Source organism: Telluria sp. PB2R4, from assembly GCF_059685695.1.
In genome coordinates this window covers 148,597-167,174 of the sequence record NZ_JCASIC010000013.1, presented here as the reverse complement: position 1 = coordinate 167,174, position 18,578 = coordinate 148,597, and the positions used below count along the sequence as shown (strand labels likewise).

Annotated in this window: 17 protein-coding genes and 1 pseudogene; 8 read left to right on the top strand and 10 right to left on the bottom strand. The window is 67.2% G+C overall.

From position 1 onward, the window contains the following. Nucleotides 1-101 precede the first annotated feature (101 nt). Nucleotides 102-1,394 carry an RNA-guided endonuclease InsQ/TnpB family protein gene (locus AC56LU_RS20005; protein WP_497177365.1) on the top strand — a complete coding sequence of 431 codons (1,293 nt, stop codon included), beginning with the start codon at nucleotides 102-104 and terminating at the stop codon, nucleotides 1,392-1,394. A gap of 65 nt (nucleotides 1,395-1,459) precedes the next feature. Here the strand turns inward: AC56LU_RS20005 and AC56LU_RS20000 are convergent, their stop codons facing one another. Then, nucleotides 1,460-2,122, bottom strand: a complete 663-nt coding sequence (locus AC56LU_RS20000) for an NUDIX hydrolase (RefSeq protein WP_497177364.1) — start codon at nucleotides 2,120-2,122, stop codon at nucleotides 1,460-1,462. A gap of 152 nt (nucleotides 2,123-2,274) precedes the next feature. On the opposite strand from AC56LU_RS20000, the gene AC56LU_RS19995 reads away from it, so the two are divergent. Further along, on the top strand, nucleotides 2,275-3,144 hold the full coding sequence (locus tag AC56LU_RS19995) for a DUF817 domain-containing protein (protein ID WP_497177363.1): 870 nt from the start codon (nucleotides 2,275-2,277) through the stop codon (nucleotides 3,142-3,144). 16 nt (nucleotides 3,145-3,160) lie between these two features. After that, nucleotides 3,161-3,664 (top strand): nuclear transport factor 2 family protein, encoded by a 504-nt coding sequence (locus AC56LU_RS19990; protein WP_497177362.1) that lies wholly within the window; start codon nucleotides 3,161-3,163, stop codon nucleotides 3,662-3,664. A gap of 24 nt (nucleotides 3,665-3,688) precedes the next feature. Here AC56LU_RS19990 and AC56LU_RS19985 read toward each other — a convergent pair whose 3' ends face one another. Together AC56LU_RS19985 and AC56LU_RS19980 are read right to left on the bottom strand one after the other, a co-directional pair. Next, the gene (locus tag AC56LU_RS19985; RefSeq protein ID WP_497177361.1) at nucleotides 3,689-5,608 is read right to left on the bottom strand and encodes a flagellar assembly protein A; all 1,920 of its coding nucleotides are present in this window, start codon (nucleotides 5,606-5,608) and stop codon (nucleotides 3,689-3,691) included. 177 nt (nucleotides 5,609-5,785) lie between these two features. Beyond that, nucleotides 5,786-6,175 (bottom strand): hypothetical protein, encoded by a 390-nt coding sequence (locus AC56LU_RS19980; protein WP_497177360.1) that lies wholly within the window; start codon nucleotides 6,173-6,175, stop codon nucleotides 5,786-5,788. A 292-nt stretch (nucleotides 6,176-6,467) separates the two neighbouring features. On the opposite strand from AC56LU_RS19980, the gene ompR reads away from it, so the two are divergent. After that, complete coding sequence (gene ompR / locus AC56LU_RS19975; protein WP_497177387.1) at nucleotides 6,468-7,169, top strand: osmolarity response regulator transcription factor OmpR; 702 nt, start codon at nucleotides 6,468-6,470, stop codon at nucleotides 7,167-7,169. Further along, the gene (locus tag AC56LU_RS19970) at nucleotides 7,169-8,542 is read left to right on the top strand and encodes a sensor histidine kinase family protein (protein WP_497177359.1); all 1,374 of its coding nucleotides are present in this window, start codon (nucleotides 7,169-7,171) and stop codon (nucleotides 8,540-8,542) included. The genes ompR and AC56LU_RS19970 overlap by 1 nt, the downstream gene beginning before the upstream one ends. A 1-nt stretch (nucleotide 8,543) precedes the next feature. Here AC56LU_RS19970 and AC56LU_RS19965 read toward each other — a convergent pair whose 3' ends face one another. Then, on the bottom strand, nucleotides 8,544-9,584 hold the full coding sequence (locus AC56LU_RS19965; RefSeq protein ID WP_497177358.1) for a TIGR01777 family oxidoreductase: 1,041 nt from the start codon (nucleotides 9,582-9,584) through the stop codon (nucleotides 8,544-8,546). After that, nucleotides 9,581-10,120: a GbsR/MarR family transcriptional regulator gene (locus AC56LU_RS19960; RefSeq protein ID WP_497177357.1), complete on the bottom strand. Its 540-nt coding sequence runs from the start codon at nucleotides 10,118-10,120 to the stop codon at nucleotides 9,581-9,583. Before AC56LU_RS19960 ends, AC56LU_RS19965 begins: the two co-directional genes overlap by 4 nt. Before the next feature lie 125 nt (nucleotides 10,121-10,245). Here AC56LU_RS19960 and AC56LU_RS19955 point away from each other — a divergent pair, with 125 nt between their 5' ends. The 3 genes from AC56LU_RS19955 (at nucleotide 10,246) to AC56LU_RS19945 (ending at nucleotide 12,104) form a co-directional block, all read left to right on the top strand. Beyond that, nucleotides 10,246-11,232, top strand: coding sequence for a threo-3-hydroxy-L-aspartate ammonia-lyase (locus tag AC56LU_RS19955; RefSeq protein WP_497177356.1), 987 nt, complete (start codon nucleotides 10,246-10,248; stop codon nucleotides 11,230-11,232). After that, nucleotides 11,232-11,603, top strand: a complete 372-nt coding sequence (locus AC56LU_RS19950) for a RidA family protein (RefSeq protein WP_497177355.1) — start codon at nucleotides 11,232-11,234, stop codon at nucleotides 11,601-11,603. The genes AC56LU_RS19955 and AC56LU_RS19950 overlap by 1 nt, the downstream gene beginning before the upstream one ends. A gap of 111 nt (nucleotides 11,604-11,714) precedes the next feature. Next, nucleotides 11,715-12,104 (top strand): DUF4124 domain-containing protein, encoded by a 390-nt coding sequence (locus AC56LU_RS19945; protein ID WP_497177354.1) that lies wholly within the window; start codon nucleotides 11,715-11,717, stop codon nucleotides 12,102-12,104. Here the strand turns inward: AC56LU_RS19945 and AC56LU_RS19940 are convergent. From AC56LU_RS19940 to AC56LU_RS19920, 5 genes and pseudogenes are all read right to left on the bottom strand, one after another. Next, nucleotides 12,101-14,983 (bottom strand): putative bifunctional diguanylate cyclase/phosphodiesterase, encoded by a 2,883-nt coding sequence (locus AC56LU_RS19940; RefSeq protein WP_497177353.1) that lies wholly within the window; start codon nucleotides 14,981-14,983, stop codon nucleotides 12,101-12,103. The two genes, AC56LU_RS19945 and AC56LU_RS19940, sit on opposite strands and share 4 nt — an antisense overlap. Nucleotides 14,984-15,149: 166 nt before the next feature. Then, the gene (locus AC56LU_RS19935) at nucleotides 15,150-15,932 is read right to left on the bottom strand and encodes an N-acyl amino acid synthase FeeM domain-containing protein (protein ID WP_497177352.1); all 783 of its coding nucleotides are present in this window, start codon (nucleotides 15,930-15,932) and stop codon (nucleotides 15,150-15,152) included. 235 nt (nucleotides 15,933-16,167) lie between these two features. Then, nucleotides 16,168-17,021: pseudogene (locus AC56LU_RS19930) on the bottom strand (PhzF family phenazine biosynthesis protein). A 70-nt stretch (nucleotides 17,022-17,091) separates the two neighbouring features. Next, nucleotides 17,092-17,577, bottom strand: coding sequence for a VOC family protein (locus AC56LU_RS19925; RefSeq protein ID WP_497177351.1), 486 nt, complete (start codon nucleotides 17,575-17,577; stop codon nucleotides 17,092-17,094). Between the two features lie 88 nt (nucleotides 17,578-17,665). Further along, the gene (locus AC56LU_RS19920; RefSeq protein WP_497177350.1) at nucleotides 17,666-18,562 is read right to left on the bottom strand and encodes a LysR family transcriptional regulator; all 897 of its coding nucleotides are present in this window, start codon (nucleotides 18,560-18,562) and stop codon (nucleotides 17,666-17,668) included. Nucleotides 18,563-18,578: the final 16 nt, after the last annotated feature.

The following is an 18,578-nucleotide window of genomic DNA, read 5'->3' as shown; positions in this document are numbered from 1 at the left end:
AGACAATCGTGGTCAGGACCGCGCACATTGTCCGCCGGAGAGTCCGGAACCTTCCCGCCCGGCAGCGGTCCAACAGGCACGACTGCCGGAGTTCCATTTCCATGCTGCTGACCCACCGCATACGCCTAGAACCAAGCGCTGAGCAGGGCGCCTACTTCGCGCAGGCAGCCGGCACCGCGCGCCGGGTCTGGAACTGGGCGCTGGCTGAGTGGAACCGCCTGGCAGCGGTCGGCCAGCATGTGGACGCGATGCAGCTGAAGAAGCAGTTTAACGCCATCAAATACACGCACCCGGATTGGCTCGATGCCGAAGGCAGGCCATGGCTTGCCGCCATCCACCGCGACGCCCATGCCCAGCCCTTCGCACACCTGAAACGCGCCTGGAGCCGCTACTTCGAACAGCGCCGCGCTGGCCAGACGGCGCACCAGCCCCGCTTCAAAAAGAAGGGTCGCTGCCGCGACAGTTTCTACCTTGCCAATGACAAGTTCCGCATCGCGGACAGGACTGCCGTCCTGCCGAAGGTTGGCAAGGTGCTGATGTCCGAGGCGCTGCGATGGTCCGGGAAAATCATGGGCGGATCGGTCTCGCGTGAGGCGGACCACTGGTACCTGGCGGTGCAGGTCGAGGTGCCGGACGACGTCGCGCGCTGCCGCAGAAGCGGCGACGGCATTGTCGGCGTCGACCTCGGGGTGACGGCCGCTGCCACCCTGGACAGCGGAGAGAAGATCGCCGCCCCGCGTCCCTTGAAAGCGGCGTTGCGGCGCCTGCGCATCCGTAGCCGGCGCCAGAGCCGCAAGCACGAGGCGGCCAAAGGCCGGGCAGGGATAGCCAGGCCGCTTCCGAAAGGCGCGAGGCTGCCAAGGTCGAAGAACCAGGTCAAGGGAGCAAAGTCGCTGGCGCGCCAGCAGGCTCGCATCGCCCGCGTGCGCCGTGATTTTCTTCACAAGCTGACGACTTACCTGTGCCGCGAAAACCAAGCGGTCGGGATCGAGGATCTTCACGTAACAGGGATGCTGGCCAATCGGCGGCTGGCGCGCAGCATCGCCGATATCGGTTTTTATGAGTTCCGGCGCCAGCTGACGTACAAGGCGCTGCGCTATGGGACCACCATCGTAGTGGCCGACCGCTGGTATCCGTCCAGCAGGCTGTGCTCGAACTGCGGCGCGAAGAACACGGCCCCGGGGCTGGGCGAGCGGGCCTGGACCTGCAACTGCGGGACGCGACACGATCGCGACGTTAACGCCGCCATCAACCTTCAACGGCTCGCCACCGGCGCCCTTGGGGCGCAAAAGGCGTTACCCGTGGCGAGCCAGGCAGTGATGCCGAGCACTGCCGCCGGAACGATTCCGGCGGGAGGCGGGAAAGTGACGCCTGCCAAGCACGAACACGGTTAACAAAACGGTTCGGGGCAGGAAGAGAACGGTGCGCACGTTTGCGCACGTTTTTGATAGCAGGAATCCTACCCCGCATTGCTGGCTGGGGTGGGCCAGACTCCCGTCTGCAGCATCGCCACCAGTGGCGCATCGTTCGGATTGACCAGCACCGTGTGCAACAGCGCGCGCGGCACCAGCGACACCGCCTGGCTTTCCCAGCCCATGTCGGCCGGACAGCCCCCAAGACGCCGGCCCAGGTAGTAGCGGGTCCGGCTGCGGCTGCGGGTCAGGTCGCCCAGGAAGCCGCTCAAGGCCACCCGCAGGCCGCTCTCTTCGAAAGCTTCGCGGATCGCGTTGGCCCGCAGCGGCACGCCCGGATCGAGCGTGCCTTTCGGGAAAGTGGCGGGGTAGCCGCCAAAGGCATTCGACGGGTGCACCACCCACACCCGCCCGTCGTCCTCGAGGATGACGACGCCCGCGGCCACCCGCTTGCCGGGCGCCGGAACGAAAGGCGGCTCGTCGAACAGCGCATCCTGCCCTGGCACGACGGCCCAGCCGGCATCGTCCCGCGGCGCGTCGCGCCAGGCCTCGAAGGCTATGCCGTTCAGGGCCGCGGGGAGCGCGCCGTGCGGGATCACCGTGGCCACCCGCGCGGGGTCGAGCCAGCATTCGACCGGCGTGGCCGGGGTCGGGAAATGAAGCGCCACGGGCAGGCCGTCGTCGTCGGGTCGGGGATGATAGAAGCTCATGCGTCCATTTTACGGCTGCAGCCGGACGTCAACCGGCTTGACCGGATGGCGCCCGAGATTTCGTTCACTTTGGACGTCGTCGCCGCCATCCGGCATTGCTTCGCCATCCCTTCTGTGACAAGATCGGCTGACCTCCCTGCCCGCCCACAACAATGAACAAGACGCCCGGCTCCGCCCCCATCACGCTTGCGCTCGACAACGTCCTGCTGGACACCCGCCCGCGCCAGCTCGGCGGCTGGCGCCGCGGCGGCGCCGAATTCCTTTACTTCGGCTTCAAGAACGCGCGCGCCTGCCTGTTCGTAGGGCTGTTCTTCGCCGCCATGATGCTCACGCCCCGCGCCGGCGTGTTCGGCATCCCGCGCTACGACGTTCTGCTGCTGGTGGCGCTGGCGATCCAGCTGTGGATGGTGCGCTCCGGCCTGGAAACGATGGACGAGCTGAAGGCGATCTGCCTGTTCCACGCGATCGGCTTCGCGCTGGAGGCTTTCAAGGTATCAAGCGCGATCCAGTCGTGGGCCTATCCCGACTTCGCCTATACCAAGGTGCTGGAGGTGCCGCTGTTCTCGGGCTTCATGTACGCGGCGATCGGCAGCTACATCGTGCAGGCCTGGCGCCTGTTCGACCTGCGCATCCGCCACCATCCGCCGCACTGGATGGCGTGGACGATCGCGATCCTGATCTACCTGAACTTCTTCACCCACCACTACATCGGCGACTTCCGCTGGTACCTGGCGGCCTGCGCGCTCGGCCTGTACTCGCGCACCACGGTGGTGTTCCGGCCGCTGGACCGCGACCGCAAGATGCCGCTGCTGCTGTCCTTCGTGCTGATCGGCTTCTTCATCTGGCTGGCCGAGAACATCGGCACCTTCTGGGGCGTGTGGCGCTACCCGAACCAGCTGGGCGCCTGGTCGGTGGTCCACGTGAGCAAGTGGAGCTCGTGGTCGCTGCTGGTGATCATGACCTTCACCATCGTCGCCAACCTCAAGCACATCAAGGAAAAGATCCACATTGCCCGCGCCTAGTTCCGACACCAGCACCATGAAAACGCCGACCGGCCTTGCTGCGCTGTTTGCAGCCCTGCTGGCTGTCATGCCGGCGCCGGCCCCGTCGCACGCGGCCGGCCTCCAGAGCGATCGTGCGATCGCCGCCGACGAGGTCGACCTCCAGGCGCAGCTGTCCGGGCTCGAACGGCAGCGCGCCAATGCCATCCTGCGGCGCGACGTCGCCGTCCTGCGCCACCTGATGGACCGCCAGTACTCCCACGTCGACAGCCGCGGGCGAATGCGCAGCAAGACCGAGCTGCTCACCGCGCTCGAGCGCGACCGCTTCCGTTTCCGTGTCTACGAGATCGAATCGACCGAGGTGCAGGTGCTGGAAGGCGGCAGCGCGGCCGTGGTCACGGGCACCTTCCGCTCGCTGCAGGCGGGCGCCGCGGCCAGGCCCTTCCGCGGGCGCTTCGCCCACCTGTGGGTGCGCCAGCCGGACGGCTGGAAGAGCCGCTTCCACCAGAGCACCGAAATCAGGCCGGGCGGCGACAAGTGAGTCGGGGCGGTGGCGTTGGCCGGTTCAGGACACGACGACGTCGGCCGTACTCCAGCTGAAGCTGCCGCTGCTCCCGGCGAACAGCAGTTCGGCGCCGCTGGCGTCGCGCAGGCGCGCCTTGATTTCGCGCGGCGCCTGGTCGTAGTGGCTGACGCCTGGCGCCTCCGGGCTGTCCGGCTCCACGTCGATCGCACGCACCGTGATGTCGCCCACCACCTGCCCAACCGCCACGCTCACCGCGCCGCTGTGCTCCGCGCGCTGCGCTTCCAGCCGCGCAAGCAGCGCCATGCCCGAGCCCTGCTCGGCCTCGATGTCCTTGATCTCCTGCGAAAACGTGGCCATCTGCTTGAGCGCCGGCGCGGCGCCGGCGGCCAGCTTTTTAAAGGCCGGCTGCTGTTCCGGCGTGAGCACCAGTTCGCCCTTGCGCACGCGCCCCGCCAGCCGGACGTAGCTGGCCACTTCCGGCTGGGCCGCCACCGCGCCCATGGCGGCGCGGCGCTGGGCGGCCAGCTCGCCGAACTGGCCGACGCGCTCGCGGATCATGCCGAGCGCCGCATCGAGGCGCGCGCAGTCGGGACGCAGCACGAACAGCCGCATCTCGCTGTGCCCGCGCGGCGCGGCGCGTTCGATCGTGATGCGCTTGGCGGCAATGGCGCAGCCTTCGGCCTGGCTGATCTCCACCACGTCGGCGACGATCTCGCAGTTGACCGCTTCCACCACCGTGACCTTGCTGCCGGAGATGGTGCAATTCTCGGCGCGCTGCAGCCTGACTTCCCCGTTGGCGCTCTGGATGGTGGCGCTCGCCGCGACGCCCCGCACCTCGATCGGACCATCGCTATTCCTCGCGCTGCCGCCCATCAGGTTGCCGTTCAGGCATACCACGCCGCCACGCGAGACCACGTTGCCGAACACGTCGGCATGCACGGTGATGCTCTCGCCTTCGACCACGCGGTTTTCCTGCACCTCGCCGAATTCCTCGTAGTCGCCTTCCAGGTGCAGGTTGCCGGTGGTCCTGGCGCTGACGCCGTCGCGGCTGACGATCTTGTCGCCCACCGAGACCCGCGTGCCTTCCACATTGAGGAAGCCGTCCTGCAGCGCCACCACGAACTCGCCTTCCGTGATCCGGTCGACCGTGGTGCCGGGGCCGCTCCAGCCGGCCAGGTCGAGGTCGGACGGGATATCGGGCGCGATGACGATGCCGGACAGGTCGAAGCCCGGCTCGCCCTGCACGCGCGGCAGTTTCTGCAGCAGGCGCGTACCACGCTGCACCTGGGGGAAGCGGTTCTGGAAGCTCATCAGGTCGAGCTTGCCGTTGGCGAGCTGGCGCGGGGCGTCGCTGCGGTGCAGCTCGTTCGACACCTCGACCACCCGCGCGTCCTGGCCGGGCTGCGGCGGCAGCCGGCGCGCCACCACGATGCGGCCGGCCGTGCCAAGCGTGATCGCACTGCTGACCGCCGCGACATCGATGCCGAAGCGGATCCCCTTCATCCACATGTCGGCGATGAACTCGTCGATGTCGAGCCGTGCCGGCTGCTCGACGCCATCGACGTCCGGCATGAACACGGGTTCAAAGTAATACTCGGCCTGGCCATCGGCGATCTTGGCCGCGCGGTACAAGGCACGGCGCGCAGGGTCGAAGGACAGGATCGCGTCGGCCAGGCGCACGACCGTCTCGCCGCGCGCATTGCGCGGCAGCTCCGGGCCATGGCCGAACAGCGCCTTGACCAGCACGGGGTAGTCGAGGCCGGCGAAATACTGGTTCTTGAGCAGGATGCCCTCGACCGCCGCCAGCAATGCCGGCCCGAGCGCGGCCACATCGCAATAGACACCGTCAGGCTGGCAGGCGATCGGGCCGTCGGCGCTCGCAGGGACGACAGGCGCACCTGGCGCGGCGGATCGGGCCGCAGGTACAGCCTGGGCGCCGCTTGCTACTGGGCTGGACACGACATGCTCTCCCATCTTGTAAGGTCCTCGTAAGATAGCATGTTGTGACACACAAATAAACGTATGGCAACAAGATTTCCTAAACGAAACCTCACCGATCGGGGACGGGCGACGTGAACGACGACGGCGCCCGCAGGCGCCGTCGTGATGGGAGCGCTGCCGCAGGCAGCGACGAAGCTAGCGGCGGCGCGCGTTCGGGTACAGGTCGCGGTTGGCTTCGTTGATCTGGCGGCGCAGGTCGCTGCGCTCGTCCGCGGTCATCCGGCCGCTGCCGCGGCGGCTGTCTTCGCGCATCGATTCCTCGCGCCTGGACTGTTCCTGACGCATGCGGGCTTCCTCGCGCAACTCGTTGGCGCGCTGGTCGTAGCGCGGATCCTGCACACGGGCGTCGTAACGCTCGCGCATGTTTTGCTGCTGCATCTCTTCGCGGCGCGGGCTGCGGTCCTGGCCAGCCGCCAAGGCGCCAACGGCGGTGCAGGCCAGCATGCAGGCGACGACACCCTGCCTGACGAAACGCGCCAGCGGCTTGCCGTTTGCTGCCTGAGTTTTGGTGAGCACGTTCTTCATGGTGTACCTCTTCCGCGATGCCATATAAACAGATAAGCTGTGATTTCCACTTGCAGCCAGTGTATGTGCATAGCCCTTGAGGTGTAAGACCGAATGGGTAAAGTTTGTAACACAATGTAATGGCTCAGCCATACGAACGAGATGTCCAAGCGATAACACGTTACCATAGCGACATGCTTCTGACAATTCTGGATTCCATATGAACGCATCGACCAACAATACGGGCAGTAACCCGGCGGGCAGCGGCGCTTCCGGCAGTACCGGCGCCCAGGGCGGCCACTCCGCCAAGATCATGGTGGTGGACGACGACGTGCGCCTGCGCGACCTGCTGCGCCGCTACCTCACCGAACAGGGCTTCCAGGTGGTGACCGCCGAAAGCGCGCCGGCCATGAACAAGCTGTGGCTGCGCGAGCGCTACGACCTGCTGGTGCTGGACCTGATGCTTCCGGGCGAAGACGGCCTGTCGATCTGCCGCCGCCTGCGCGGCGCCGGCGACCAGACCCCGATCATCATGCTGACCGCAAAGGGCGAGGATGTGGACCGCATCGTCGGCCTCGAGATGGGCGCCGACGACTACCTGCCCAAGCCCTTCAACCCGCGCGAGCTGGTGGCCCGCATCGGCGCGGTCCTGCGCCGCAAGGGCCCGGACGAAATCCCGGGCGCCCCGAGCGAAACCCCGCAGAGCTTCGAGTTCGGTGACTTCGTTCTCGACCTGGGTACCCGCACCCTCAAGAAGAACGGCGAGACCGTGCCCCTGACCACCGGCGAATTCTCGGTGCTCAAGGTGTTCGCGCGCCACGCGCGCCAACCGCTCTCGCGCGAGAAGCTGATGGAACTGGCCCGCGGCCGCGAGTACGAGGTCTTCGACCGCTCGCTGGACGTGCAGATCTCGCGCCTGCGCAAGCTGATCGAGCCGGATCCTTCCAGCCCGCTGTACATCCAGACCGTCTGGGGCCTGGGCTACGTGTTCATCCCTGAAGGACAGCCGCGCTAGTGTTTTCGCCATTCTCGGCGGCGCGCCGCGCCGCCCGTTTCGCCTGGTACCGGAGCGGTTTGTTCTGGCGCACCTTCCTGCTGATGTCGGCACTGACCGCGGCCTCGATGGGTTCGTGGATCGGCATGATCAGCGTGTTCCAGCGCGGCCCGCAGGTGCAGCAGACGGCCGAGCTGGTCGGGTCGGTGGTCACCCTCACCCGCGCCGCCCTGATCCACTCGGCGCCGGCGCAGCGCCTCGAACTGCTGCTCGAACTGGTCTCCAACGAAGGCATCCGCGTCCTCACCCTCAACGAGGACGACATCGTCGAGCCGCCGCCCAACACCCCGCTGATGGCCGACATCGCCACCGCGGTGCGCGAGCGCCTCGGCAAGCAGACCCGCTTTTCGGGCGGCGTGAACGGCGTGCCGGGCTTCTACATCAGCTTCAACATCGACGAGGACCAATACTGGCTGATGCTCGAGCGCGAGCGACTGGCCGGCCTGACCCGGGTGCAGTGGCTCGGCTGGGCCACGCTGGTGGGCCTGCTGTCGCTGATCGGCGCGGCCTTCATCTCGTCGCTGGTCAACCGGCCGCTGGCGCGCCTGACGGCGGCCGCGCGCGCCATCGCCAAGGGCGAGAAGCCGGCGCCCCTGCCCGAAAAGGGCTCGCAGGAGATCGTCGAGGCCAACCGCAGCTTCAACCAGATGGTCGACGACCTGGCCCAGGTCGAGAAGGACCGCGCGGTGATCCTGGCCGGCATCTCGCACGACCTGCGTACGCCGCTGGCACGCATGCAGCTCGAACTCGAGATGGTCCAGCTGCCGCAGGATGCGCGCGAAGGCATGCAGTCGGACATCAACCAGATGGACGCCATCATCGGCCAGTTCCTCGACTACGCCAAGCCGACCGACGCGGCCACCTTCGTGTCGGTGAATTTGTCCGAGATGCTGTCCGACGTCGGCCGCGAGGCGGGCCGCATCCGCGACCTGCAGGTGAAGGTCGACCTGATGCCGGGCGTGCACGTGCTGGGCAACGCCACCGATTTGCGGCGCGTGGTCAACAACATCATCGAGAACGCGCGCAAGTACGGCAAGACGCCGGGCCAGGACTATACCGAGATCGCCATCGTCCTGCGCGTCAAAGCGACGGGCCATGGACGCCGGGCCGTGATCGAGATCTGCGACCATGGCGTGGGCGTGCCGGACGACCAGATCAACCAGCTGCTGAAACCCTTCACGCGCCTGGACAGCGCGCGCGGCCAGGCCAACGGCGCCGGCCTGGGGCTGGCCATCGTCGAGCGCGTGCTCACGCGCCACAACGCCGAGCTCACGGTGAGCAACCGCGAAGGCGGCGGACTGCTGTTGCAGCTCGCCTTGCCGCTAGCCAGCTAAGCTACCTCAAACTTTGCAGGGCCTGTGCCAGCGTCGGATAGCGAAACACGAAGCCTTCGCGTTCGAGCCGGCGCGGCGCCACGCGCTGGCCCTCCAATAACAGGTCGGCCTGCTCGCCCAGCACGAGTCGCAACGGCCAGCCGGGCGTCGGCATGAAGCTGGGGCGGCGCCAGATGCGCGCGGCAATGCGGCTGAAGTCAAGCTGGCTCACGCATTCGGGCGCGGTGAAGTTGCTCACGCCCGCCCCCGCCTTTTTCCCGTTTTCCGCAAGCGCGTGGCGCCAGCGGTGCGCCATCGCGCCCACGACATCGTCCACATGGATCCACGACTGCCACTGCCGCCCGCTGCCGAGCCGGCCGCCCAGGCCGAGCAGGATCGGCAGCAGCAGCGCCGGCAGCGCGCCGCCGGCCCCGAGCACCAGGCCGAAACGCATGCATTCCACCCGCACGCCGTGCTGCACGGCCGCCCCCGCCGCCTGTTCCCATTCGCGGCACAGGTCCGACATGAACACCGGCTGCGGCGGCGAGGATTCGTCGAGCACGGTGTCGTCGCCGATGCGCTGCACGCCGTAGTAGCCGATCGCGGAGGCCGACAACATCAGGAAGGGTTTGCGCTCGGCCCGCGCGATCCAGGCCACCACCGCTTCGGTCAGGCCGATGCGGCTGCGCCGCAAGGCTTCTCTGCGCGCCGCGCTCCAGCGCGGGCCCAGAATGCGCGCGCCAGCCAGGTTGACCACGACATCGACCGGACAGTCAGCCGGCAAGGCCTGCATCGCGCCGATGCTGCGCACCCTGCCGCCGAAGATCCGGTCCGCCTCTTGCGGTTGCCGGCTCAGGACGATCACCGCATGCCCGTCGCGCAGCAGGGCGTGCACCAGGTGCTGGCCGATGAAGCCGGTGGCGCCGGTCACCAGCACCGTGCGCGCCTCCGTGTCGAAGGACAGCGACGGTGTGGCGCCGTCGCCGGCGGGGGCGGGGGTGCGCATGGCGGCCAGCACCTCGCGCAGGCCGGAGAGCCGGCTGCTCCTTGCGGCCGCGCTCATGGCTGCTCCTTGCCGGCCGGGAGGAAGCGCGCGACCTGTGCGCCCATCTTCAGGAAACGCTGCAGCGTCTGCGGCGGCAGGTGCTGGTAGTCCTGGAAGGTCGTGCTGAGCATTTCGAGGAATTCCAGCACCACCTGCATGCGCGCCAGCGTGGCCGGGTCGAGGTCCGGGTCTTCTTCTCCTTCGATGGCGCATTCGCGCAGCACGCTCAGGGTGGGGTCGATCTCGCGCCGCTTGCGCTCCTCGAGGATGACCCGGAAGATTTCCCACACGTCCTGCAAGGCCAGGAAATGATCGCGCCGGTCGCCCAGCACATGGCTGACGCGCACCAGCTTCCAGCTCTGCAGCTCCTTCAGGCTGTTGCTGACGTTGGAGCGCGCCACGCCCAGGGTCTCGACGATGTCGTCGGCGTTCAGGGGGCGCTCGGACAGGTAGAGCAGCGCATGGATCTGCGCCACCGTCCGGTTCACACCCCAGCGGGTGCCCATTTCTCCCCAGTGGAGCACGAATTTCTGTGCGGTCGGGCTCAGTGCCATGATATTTCCTTTATTTCTGTCGATACAGAAATTAAAGAACAAAATGAACAAAAGGTCAAGCACTCCCTGTCTTGCATGCCTGCCTTTTCGCTATACTGTCGGCTTTCGACCTTCGCGAGCCCGCCATGACAGCGCATTCCGCCGCTTCCGCCCTCTCCTACCGTGACGTCGAACTGGCCGCCGAGCGCCTGCTTGGCGCCGCGCACCGCACCCCGGTGCTGACGTCGACCACGGCCAACAAGCTGTCCGGCGGCACGCTGTTCTTCAAGTGCGAGAACTACCAGCGCATGGGCGCCTTCAAGTTCCGCGGCGCCTACAACGCGATCGCGAAGTTCGACGAGGCCCAGCGCGCGGCCGGTGTGCTCACCTTCTCGTCGGGGAACCATGCGCAGGCCATCGCGCTGTCGGCGAAACTGGCGGGTATCAAGTCGGTCATCATCATGCCCAGCGATGCGCCTGCGCTGAAGGTGAAGGCGACCAAAGAATACGGCGGCGAAGTCATCACCTACGACCGGTATACCGAGAACCGCGAAGAGATCGGCGCGCGCCTGTCGCAAGAGCGCGGCATGACCCTGATTCCGCCCTACGACCACCCGGACGTGATCGCCGGCCAGGGCACGGCGGCCAAGGAATTGTTCGACGAAGTCGGCGAGCTCGACATCCTGCTGGTGTGCCTGGGCGGCGGCGGCCTGCTGGCCGGCTCGGCGCTGGCGGCGCGCGCCCTGTCGCCGCATTGCAAGGTGATCGGCGTGGAGCCGGAAGCCGGCAACGACGGCCAGCAGTCGTTGCGCAAGGGAGAGATCGTGCACATCGCGGTGCCGAAGACCATTGCCGACGGCGCCATGGTGACCCACATCGGCGAACACAATTTCGAGGTGATCCGCCGCGCGGTGGACGACATCGTCACCGTGAGCGATGCCCAGCTGGTGCAGACCATGGCCTTCTTCGCCGAGCGCATGAAGATGATCGTGGAGCCGACCGGCTGCCTGGCCGCTGCTGCGGCGCTGCACGGCGTGGTCGACGTCAAGGGCAAGCGCGTCGGCATCTTGATCAGCGGCGGCAACGTCGACCTGTCGCGCTTCGCCGAACTCATGCAGACTTTGGACGCCTGATGGAATTCGTCCAGTCGCCCGAGCTGCCCGCGCCCGCCGGGCATTATTCGCAGGCCGTCGTCACCCGCGGCGGCCTGGTGTTCGTGTCGGGCGTGCTGCCGGCGCGCGACCTGGCCGACACCTCGTTTGATGCCCAATGCGCCTCCGTATTCGCGCAGTGCGAGACTATCCTGCTGGCGGCCGGTTGCGGGCTGAATGACGTGGTGCAATGCACGGCCTACCTGGCTGGCGTCGAGCACTGGCCGGCTTTCAATACCGTCTATGCAGGGTTCTTTGGCGGCCACCGGCCGGCACGTGCGGTGGTGCCGGTACCGGCCTTGCACTACGGTTTCCTGGTGGAAGTACAGCTGGTGGCAGAGCGACCGCACTGAGCGTCCGAACGGCTGAGAGATTCCTGTGTGCATGCCGCGCACACGTGTGGCAGCGAACAGAGCCGTGTAAGACAGACACGGACAATGGAGGCTCCAGATAAGGAGTCGACCATGAAGCGTCATCTCTGCCTCAGCATCCTCGCCGCGGCATTGGCCCTGCCCGCCGCCCCCGTCGCCTTTGCCGGCGCGGACATCGTCAAGTGCGTGGACGGCGCCGGCCGCATCACCCTGACCGACCAGCCCTGCGACAGCGGCGCCACCATGGTGCGCCTGGCCAATACCCCGGCCGACGAAGGCGTCAGCCGTGCCGAGCCCTATCCGCTCGTTACCGAACAGGGCGTGCTGCCGCCCCCGCCCGTGCAGCGCCGCCATGCGCCGGCACGCGTAAAAGCCAAGCCGATGATGCGCGACGTGGTCACGCTGAAAGCGGCGCGGGCGCAGTTCCTGTTGATGGATGCGGGCGCGGGTGCTGCAAGACAGACCCTGGCGACCCTGAACTAATGTAGATCGTGCAGGCGCGTCACGCTCGCCAGATGCGGCGGTGACGGCGATTCCAGCATCCGCAGCACCTCCAGCACCTCCGGATGGGTGATGAAATCCGCGGCCGAGCGCGCCTGCAGCAGGCGCTCCGGCGGCTGCGAGCGGGCCACCGCCCAGCCCTGCACGTAATCCACACCGATCTCCGCCAGTGTCTGCACCGTGGCCGCGTCCTCGGCCCATTCCGCAATGGTCTTCATACCGAGGTTGCCCGCCAGGCTGACGATCGCCTCGACGATCGCCACGTTGGCCGGGTGGGCGTTGATGTTGACGATGAAATTGCCGTCGATTTTGAGCACGTCGGCCGGCAGTTCCTTCAGGTAGGAGAACGAGGTATAGCCGGCGCCGAAATCGTCCAGCGCCACCTTCACGCCGAAGCTGCGCACCTGGTCGATGAAGCGGCGTGTGTTGTCGAGGTCATGCAGCGCGACGCTCTCGGTGATCTCGAGGCACAGGCGGCTGGCCACGTGCACATAGCGTCCCAGGATGTCGAAGGTGTCCTGCACGAAGCGCTCGTCGTTGAGCGACGCGCCCGACAGGTTCATGCACACGAAGCGGGTATTGCACAGCTGCTCGGCATGCTCGGCGATCCAGGCCAGCGTGCTGTTCAGCACCCAGCGGTCGATCACGCTCGCGCGGCCGCTTTTCTCTGCGGCGGCGATCACGGCGCCGGCCGGCACGATGCGGCCGTCCGGCTCGCGCATGCGCAGCAGCACTTCGAAATTCAGCGATTCGCGCGGGCTGCGCAGCGACATGATCGGCTGCATCTCGAGCAGCAGGCAGTCGGTGGCGTCGGGGCCGGACAGGCGTTCCACCATGTCCAGCTCGGCCGCACGCTGGCGGAAGGCTTCGGCCCCGCGTTCGTACACCACCAGGCCCTCGCCTGCCCCGGTCTTGGCTTCGCGGCAGGCGCGGTCGGCGGTCGAGACCGCATCCTTCATGGCGATGCCCGGCGTGACTTCGATCAGGCCGACCGAACCGCGCACGTGGAAGGCCTTGTCGCCCACCCGGTACGGGGTATTGCCGAGGCGGTCGACGATGCCGCGGCAGATGATCGAGGCCAGCGGGATCGCCGTTTCCGGCATCAGGACCACGAATTCGTCGCCGCCCACGCGCCCGATCTGCTGGCCGCCGGCGAGCATGGTCGCCATCCGTTCGCACACCTGCTTGAGCACCTCGTCGCCGGCCGCGTGGCCGAACAGGTCGTTGATCAACTTGAAGCGGTCGAGGTCGACGTAGGCCAGCGCCATCGGCTTGCCGCTGGCCAGGCCATTGGCCGCCAGCGCGAACTCGCGCTCGATGCCGCGGCGGTTGAAGACCTTGGTGAGCGGGTCGTTGTTGGCCATGAACTGCAGCTGCTGGGTGGCCTTGTGCTTTTCGGTGGTGTCTTGCAGCACGCCCTCGATGCGCGCGCGCGCCAGCGTGGCGCTCACCAGGAAGCGCTGGCTGCCGTCGCGGCTGGTCAGTTCCATCTCGGCCTCGGCCTTGTTATGGACCTGTTCGTGCAGCTCGGTCCAGGTGCTTTCGGTGAAGAACTGGCGCCACGCGGTGCGGCCTGGATTCAGGTTGGCGATGCCCAGCATCTTCTGCAGGGCCGGGTTGACGCTCAGGAAGTGGCCGTACATGTCGAGCGTGAACAGGCCCACCGGCATGGCCTGGTAGGCGTGTTCCAGCTCCTGCTGGGCGGCCTGGCGCTGCTCGGTCTCGAGGCGCATCTGCTCGGCCACGGCGAGCGCCGCCAGCAGGCTCGATGCGAGCGCGGCGGTGACGCTGTTGATGATGCCGAGCAGCTCGCGCATGCCGAGCGCCGCCGACGCGACCTCGGCGATGGTGGCCAGGAAGCTGACCGCGAACGAGGCCGCGAACCAGGACGCGACGCGGTTGCGCGACTCGGCGATGATCTTGAACAGCCCGACCGTCATCACCGACATGCAGCCCACGGTAATGCCCCACAGCAGCGGCAGGTACACGCCGTAGGGCAGGAACATGGCGGCTGCCAGCATCGGCATGCACAGCCACTGCATGATGCGGAAAGGCAGCACGTAGCGCAGCGCGGCAATGTTTTCCTTGAGCAGCGCCTGGTACAGGGTCAGCGTGGCGATGCCGTACAGGGTGATGGTGACCGAACGGCTGCGCAGCAGCCAGTCGGACGGAATGGTCTGGCCCAGCCACTGGATGTCCCAGCCGGCCGACAGCGCGGCGACCCGCAGGTTCAGCACCAGCCAGCCGGCGAACAGCACGTACAGCGGCTGGTGGTTGATCAGGGCGGTGATCAGGATGAACAGCGCCAGCACCACCATGCCGCCGTCGAGCAGGCCGGACTTGCGGTGGTACTGCTCGACCGACAGCTCATACTGATCGGCCGGCCATTGCAGTACCGACAGGCGCGCCGGGCCCGCGAAACGCGCGCGGCACAGCAGTTCGGACGGCAAGGGGTTCAGCTTGAGGACGAAACCGGCTTTGGACGCGGCTAGAAGACCGCTGGCGGCGCCACGGGTGGCGCTGCCGACCGGCGCCAGGCTGGCAGCGTTCCAGCAGGCAACGTCGAGCGCATGGCGCGACGGGAACTCGACCACCTGCACGCCGGCACGCGGCATCGGCTCGAAGGCGAACCAGACCGGGGCTTCGGACAGGTGGGTGTCATGGCCGCTGCTCAAACCGGTGGCCCGTGCACGCGCCAGCGCGGCGCCGGGCGCCAAGCCGCCTTCGGTCTCGACCGCAACGTGCATCGACAGCGGCACGTCGCCGCTGGTCAGGTACTGGTCATGCCAGAAGATCAGGGCGATGAGGGAGACCAGACCGATCCCGAGCGGGATCAGGTAATACGAGAACAACTTCAACACCCGTTCCACCACCGCGTGCGCGGCGGCAAGAATCGAAGAACGTCGTTGGGGTGTCGGGATGGGCATAGGCTGGATCAGTGCGAATCAATGCTACCACCGAAGCGAGCGGCGGTGCGTCAAGTCGCAAGGATACAGCTTTAAAGTGATGCCGTCATGCAATATGTGCTCAGCTGAAGGCGAATTGACGCACTTGCAACGGCAAATCCGTCATTTTTGCGATCTGCGTCCGCACCAGCGCTGGCGGAGTGCCGGGTCCGACGTCGATGTCCGGATGATGGGTCTCGAAGAAGAACTTCAGCAGCGGGTGTTGCGCATCGCGGTAGCGCTGCTCGAAGCTGGCGATCTCGAAGGACATCACACGGTGCGGGATGTTGCCGACGTGGCGCAGCGGCACCGCGCCCTGCTCCGGGAACACGTCGGTGAACAGCAGCTGTTCGTACTGGCGGTCGACCGGCGGGCGGCCAGTGGCCACCGAATAGTCGATGTCGTTGTCTTCGCAATACATGAAGCAGGCCTTGATCAGTGCCATCTTGACCACGCGGCCGGTGCGGCCTTCGTCGATGCCGAGGCGGGTCGCTTCCACCAGGCGGCGGCCCTGCAGCCATGCCGGCAGCTCGACCGATCCCTCGACGCCGAGCGGGCGATACAGGTTGGTGCGGATGCGGGTGCTGCCGATCGGCGTGCCGTCAAGCCTGGATTCGGCCAGCAGCACGATGGTGTCGCTTTCGTAGTCGGCCGCCTCGGGCAGTGCCAGCGAACGCGCGAAATCGGGCACGTGGCGGGCATAGGCCGCGTGGCGGATCTGCACTGCCTTGAGCAGGTCCGCTTCGGTTTCGACTCGACGAATGGTGAACGGCAGGCGCTCGACCGTGCGTCCGGCGGCACGTGCTTCACGGACGGCGCGTGCTGCACCGGTTGGGTTGGAAACGACGGGGTCGAACAGCGACATAAGATACTCCAGGATTGGATTTTTGAAACAGAATTTGCCTGACTCAAATTATCAATCCGATCAGCAAGTTTCTAACTGCTGAGCTGAAGCACTTTTTGCCCTCAATTTGTCCTACATAATTTCTAAGATTAATCCTACATAAAAGCACGATCGTTCTTAATAATGTGTTCATCTTCCCCGAATGAGCTGTCACATTTCCCGTCATGTGGCTGGCGCCACAGTGCGCGCCTCGCTCCTACATACTGCGCGCCATCCCGGACACGCGGATCGATCCGCCCGCCTCGGGTCCGATTTCGGCAGTGAGGCGCGAGCGCATGCCCATGTCCTCCCCCTGCACCACCTCGATCCGCCCGCCGTGCGGCCAGCCAAGGTCGCGCAGATAGCCGGCCAGGGCAGCCGTGCCGGCGCCCGTAGCCGGGTCTTCGAGCACGCCCCCGGACGCGAACGGGTTGCGGGTATGGAAGAGCTGCGGGTGCTCGGTCCAGGCCAGCACGACCGTTACCAGGCCGTGCTGCTTCATCAGGCGGCGTCCGGCATCGAGATCGTAGGACATGCGCGCCAGCGCGGCGCGGCTGTTCAGCGCCAGCACCAGGTGGTCGGCGCCGCCATGGGCCAGTGCCGGCGGGATGCGTGCGTCGAGATCGGCGCGCCGAACAGCGCCAGCGCGGCATCGACCAGCGCACCGGGCGCCGGGCTGCTGCTGGTGGGCGGTGACTGCAGGCTGGCCGCCACCCGCGTTCCCTCCACCCGTCCCTCGACCGAGATCGCGGCCGCGTTCAGCGCCAGGGCGTAGCGGCCGTCGCCAAAGCGGCGCGCCAGTGCCGCCCCCAGGGCGATGGTGGCGTGGCCGCAGAACGGCACTTCGGACTCCGGCGAAAAGTAGCGCACGCGCCAGCGGGTGTTCGTGCCGCCGTCCGTGCTGCCCGCTTGCGGCGCTGCGAACACGGTTTCGGAAAAGCCGATGGTGCGCGCCATCGACGCCATCTCCGCTGCGGGCGGCAGCGACTCGCCGATCCAGACGCCGGCGGGGTTGCCGCCCTCGTCGCCGTCGGAAAAAGCGGCAATGCGCTGGATGTCCGATTCCTTCATGGCTTCCCTTTCTTGTGATTGAGCGGATTGCCATCATAATCGGCCCGTGCCCGGGCTGCAGGAGCGCCGCTCAGGGACAGCCCTGCTGCATGGCGGCGGCCATCTCTTCGGGCGAGACGTCGCGCACATGGGTGGCCATCGACCAGCGGTGGCCGAAGGGATCTTCGACCACGCCGTAGCGGTCGCCCCAGAACATGTCGGCGGGCGCCATGCGCGCGATGGCGCCGGCCTCGACGGCGCGCTCGAAGGCGCTGTCGACGTCCGGCAAGGCCAGGTGGATGGTGACCGGCGTGCCGCCCAGGGCCGCGGGGCCGCTGGCATCCCAGTCGGGAAACTCGTCCATGAGCATCAGCATCGAATCGCCGATGCGCACGGCGGCGTGGGCCAGCGTGCCGCCCGGCCCCGGCAGGCGCATGACTTCGACCGCGCCGAAGGCGCGCGCATAGAAGGCGATGGCGTCGGCGGCGCCGGCGCAAACCAGGTGGGGCGTGATGGTGTGCATGCCGTCTTCGACGGGCTTGACTGCGGTGTTGCCTGCTGCGTGACCGGTGTTCATGACGTCTCCTCGGTGTGGACAAGCATACAGACACTAGCGCTGAAAGGTGGTTCGGGGAATCCCTAAAAAGTTTGACCTTGCCCACCGCTTACCGGTCCAGCACGTCCTGCAGCCGCCGCGCCAAAAAATCCACCAGCGCGGCCACGCGCGGCGCCAGCGAACCCTGTTTGTAGAACACCGCCCACACCGGCTGCGTCCATGGCAGGCTCGCGGCTTCCAGCACCGGCACCAGCCGGCCCGCCGCGACGTCGGCGCGGGTCAGGAAATCGGACAGCGAGGCCACGCCGGCGCCGGCCAGCGCCAGGTGGCGCACCGTCTCGCCGCTCGACGCGCTGACGGCGGGCGTGATCGTCCACCCTTCCCCGTCCGGGTGCCGCAGCGGCCAGGTATTGAGCAGCGCCGGCGCCGTGAAGCCCAGCGTGCGGTGCCCCTTCAAAGCCTCGACGCTGTCGGGTAAACCGTGCCTCTCGAGATACGCGGGCGCGGCCAGCACGCGCAGCCGCGAGCTGCCCAGGCGGCGCGCATTCAGCGTCGAATCCGGCAGGGCGCCGATGCGGATCGCGAGGTCGGCCCGCTCTTCGATCAGGTCGACGTAGGTCTCGCCGCTGACCAGTTCCAGCTGCACCAGCGGATAGGCATCCAGGAACTCCGGCAGCAGCGGCGCCAGCAGGTGGTCGAGCGCGGGCGTGGCGGCATTCACCCGCACCAGGCCGGCCGGCTGCGAGCGGCGCGCGGCGGCTTCCGCTTCGGTGTTGGCCAGCTCCAGCAGCAGGCCGCGGGCCCGGCCCAGCAGCCAGCTTCCCTCTTCCGTCAGCTGCAGGCGCCGCGTGGTGCGGTGCATCAGCGTCATGCCAAGGTGATCTTCCAGGCGCGAGATGGTGCGCGATACGCCCGAGGGCGTCTGTCCAAGGCGCTCGGCAGCTTTCGAAAACGAGCCGGTATCTATGACGGCAACAAAGGCAATCAATGCCTCTACATCGATCATTCGTGACTCCAGATCA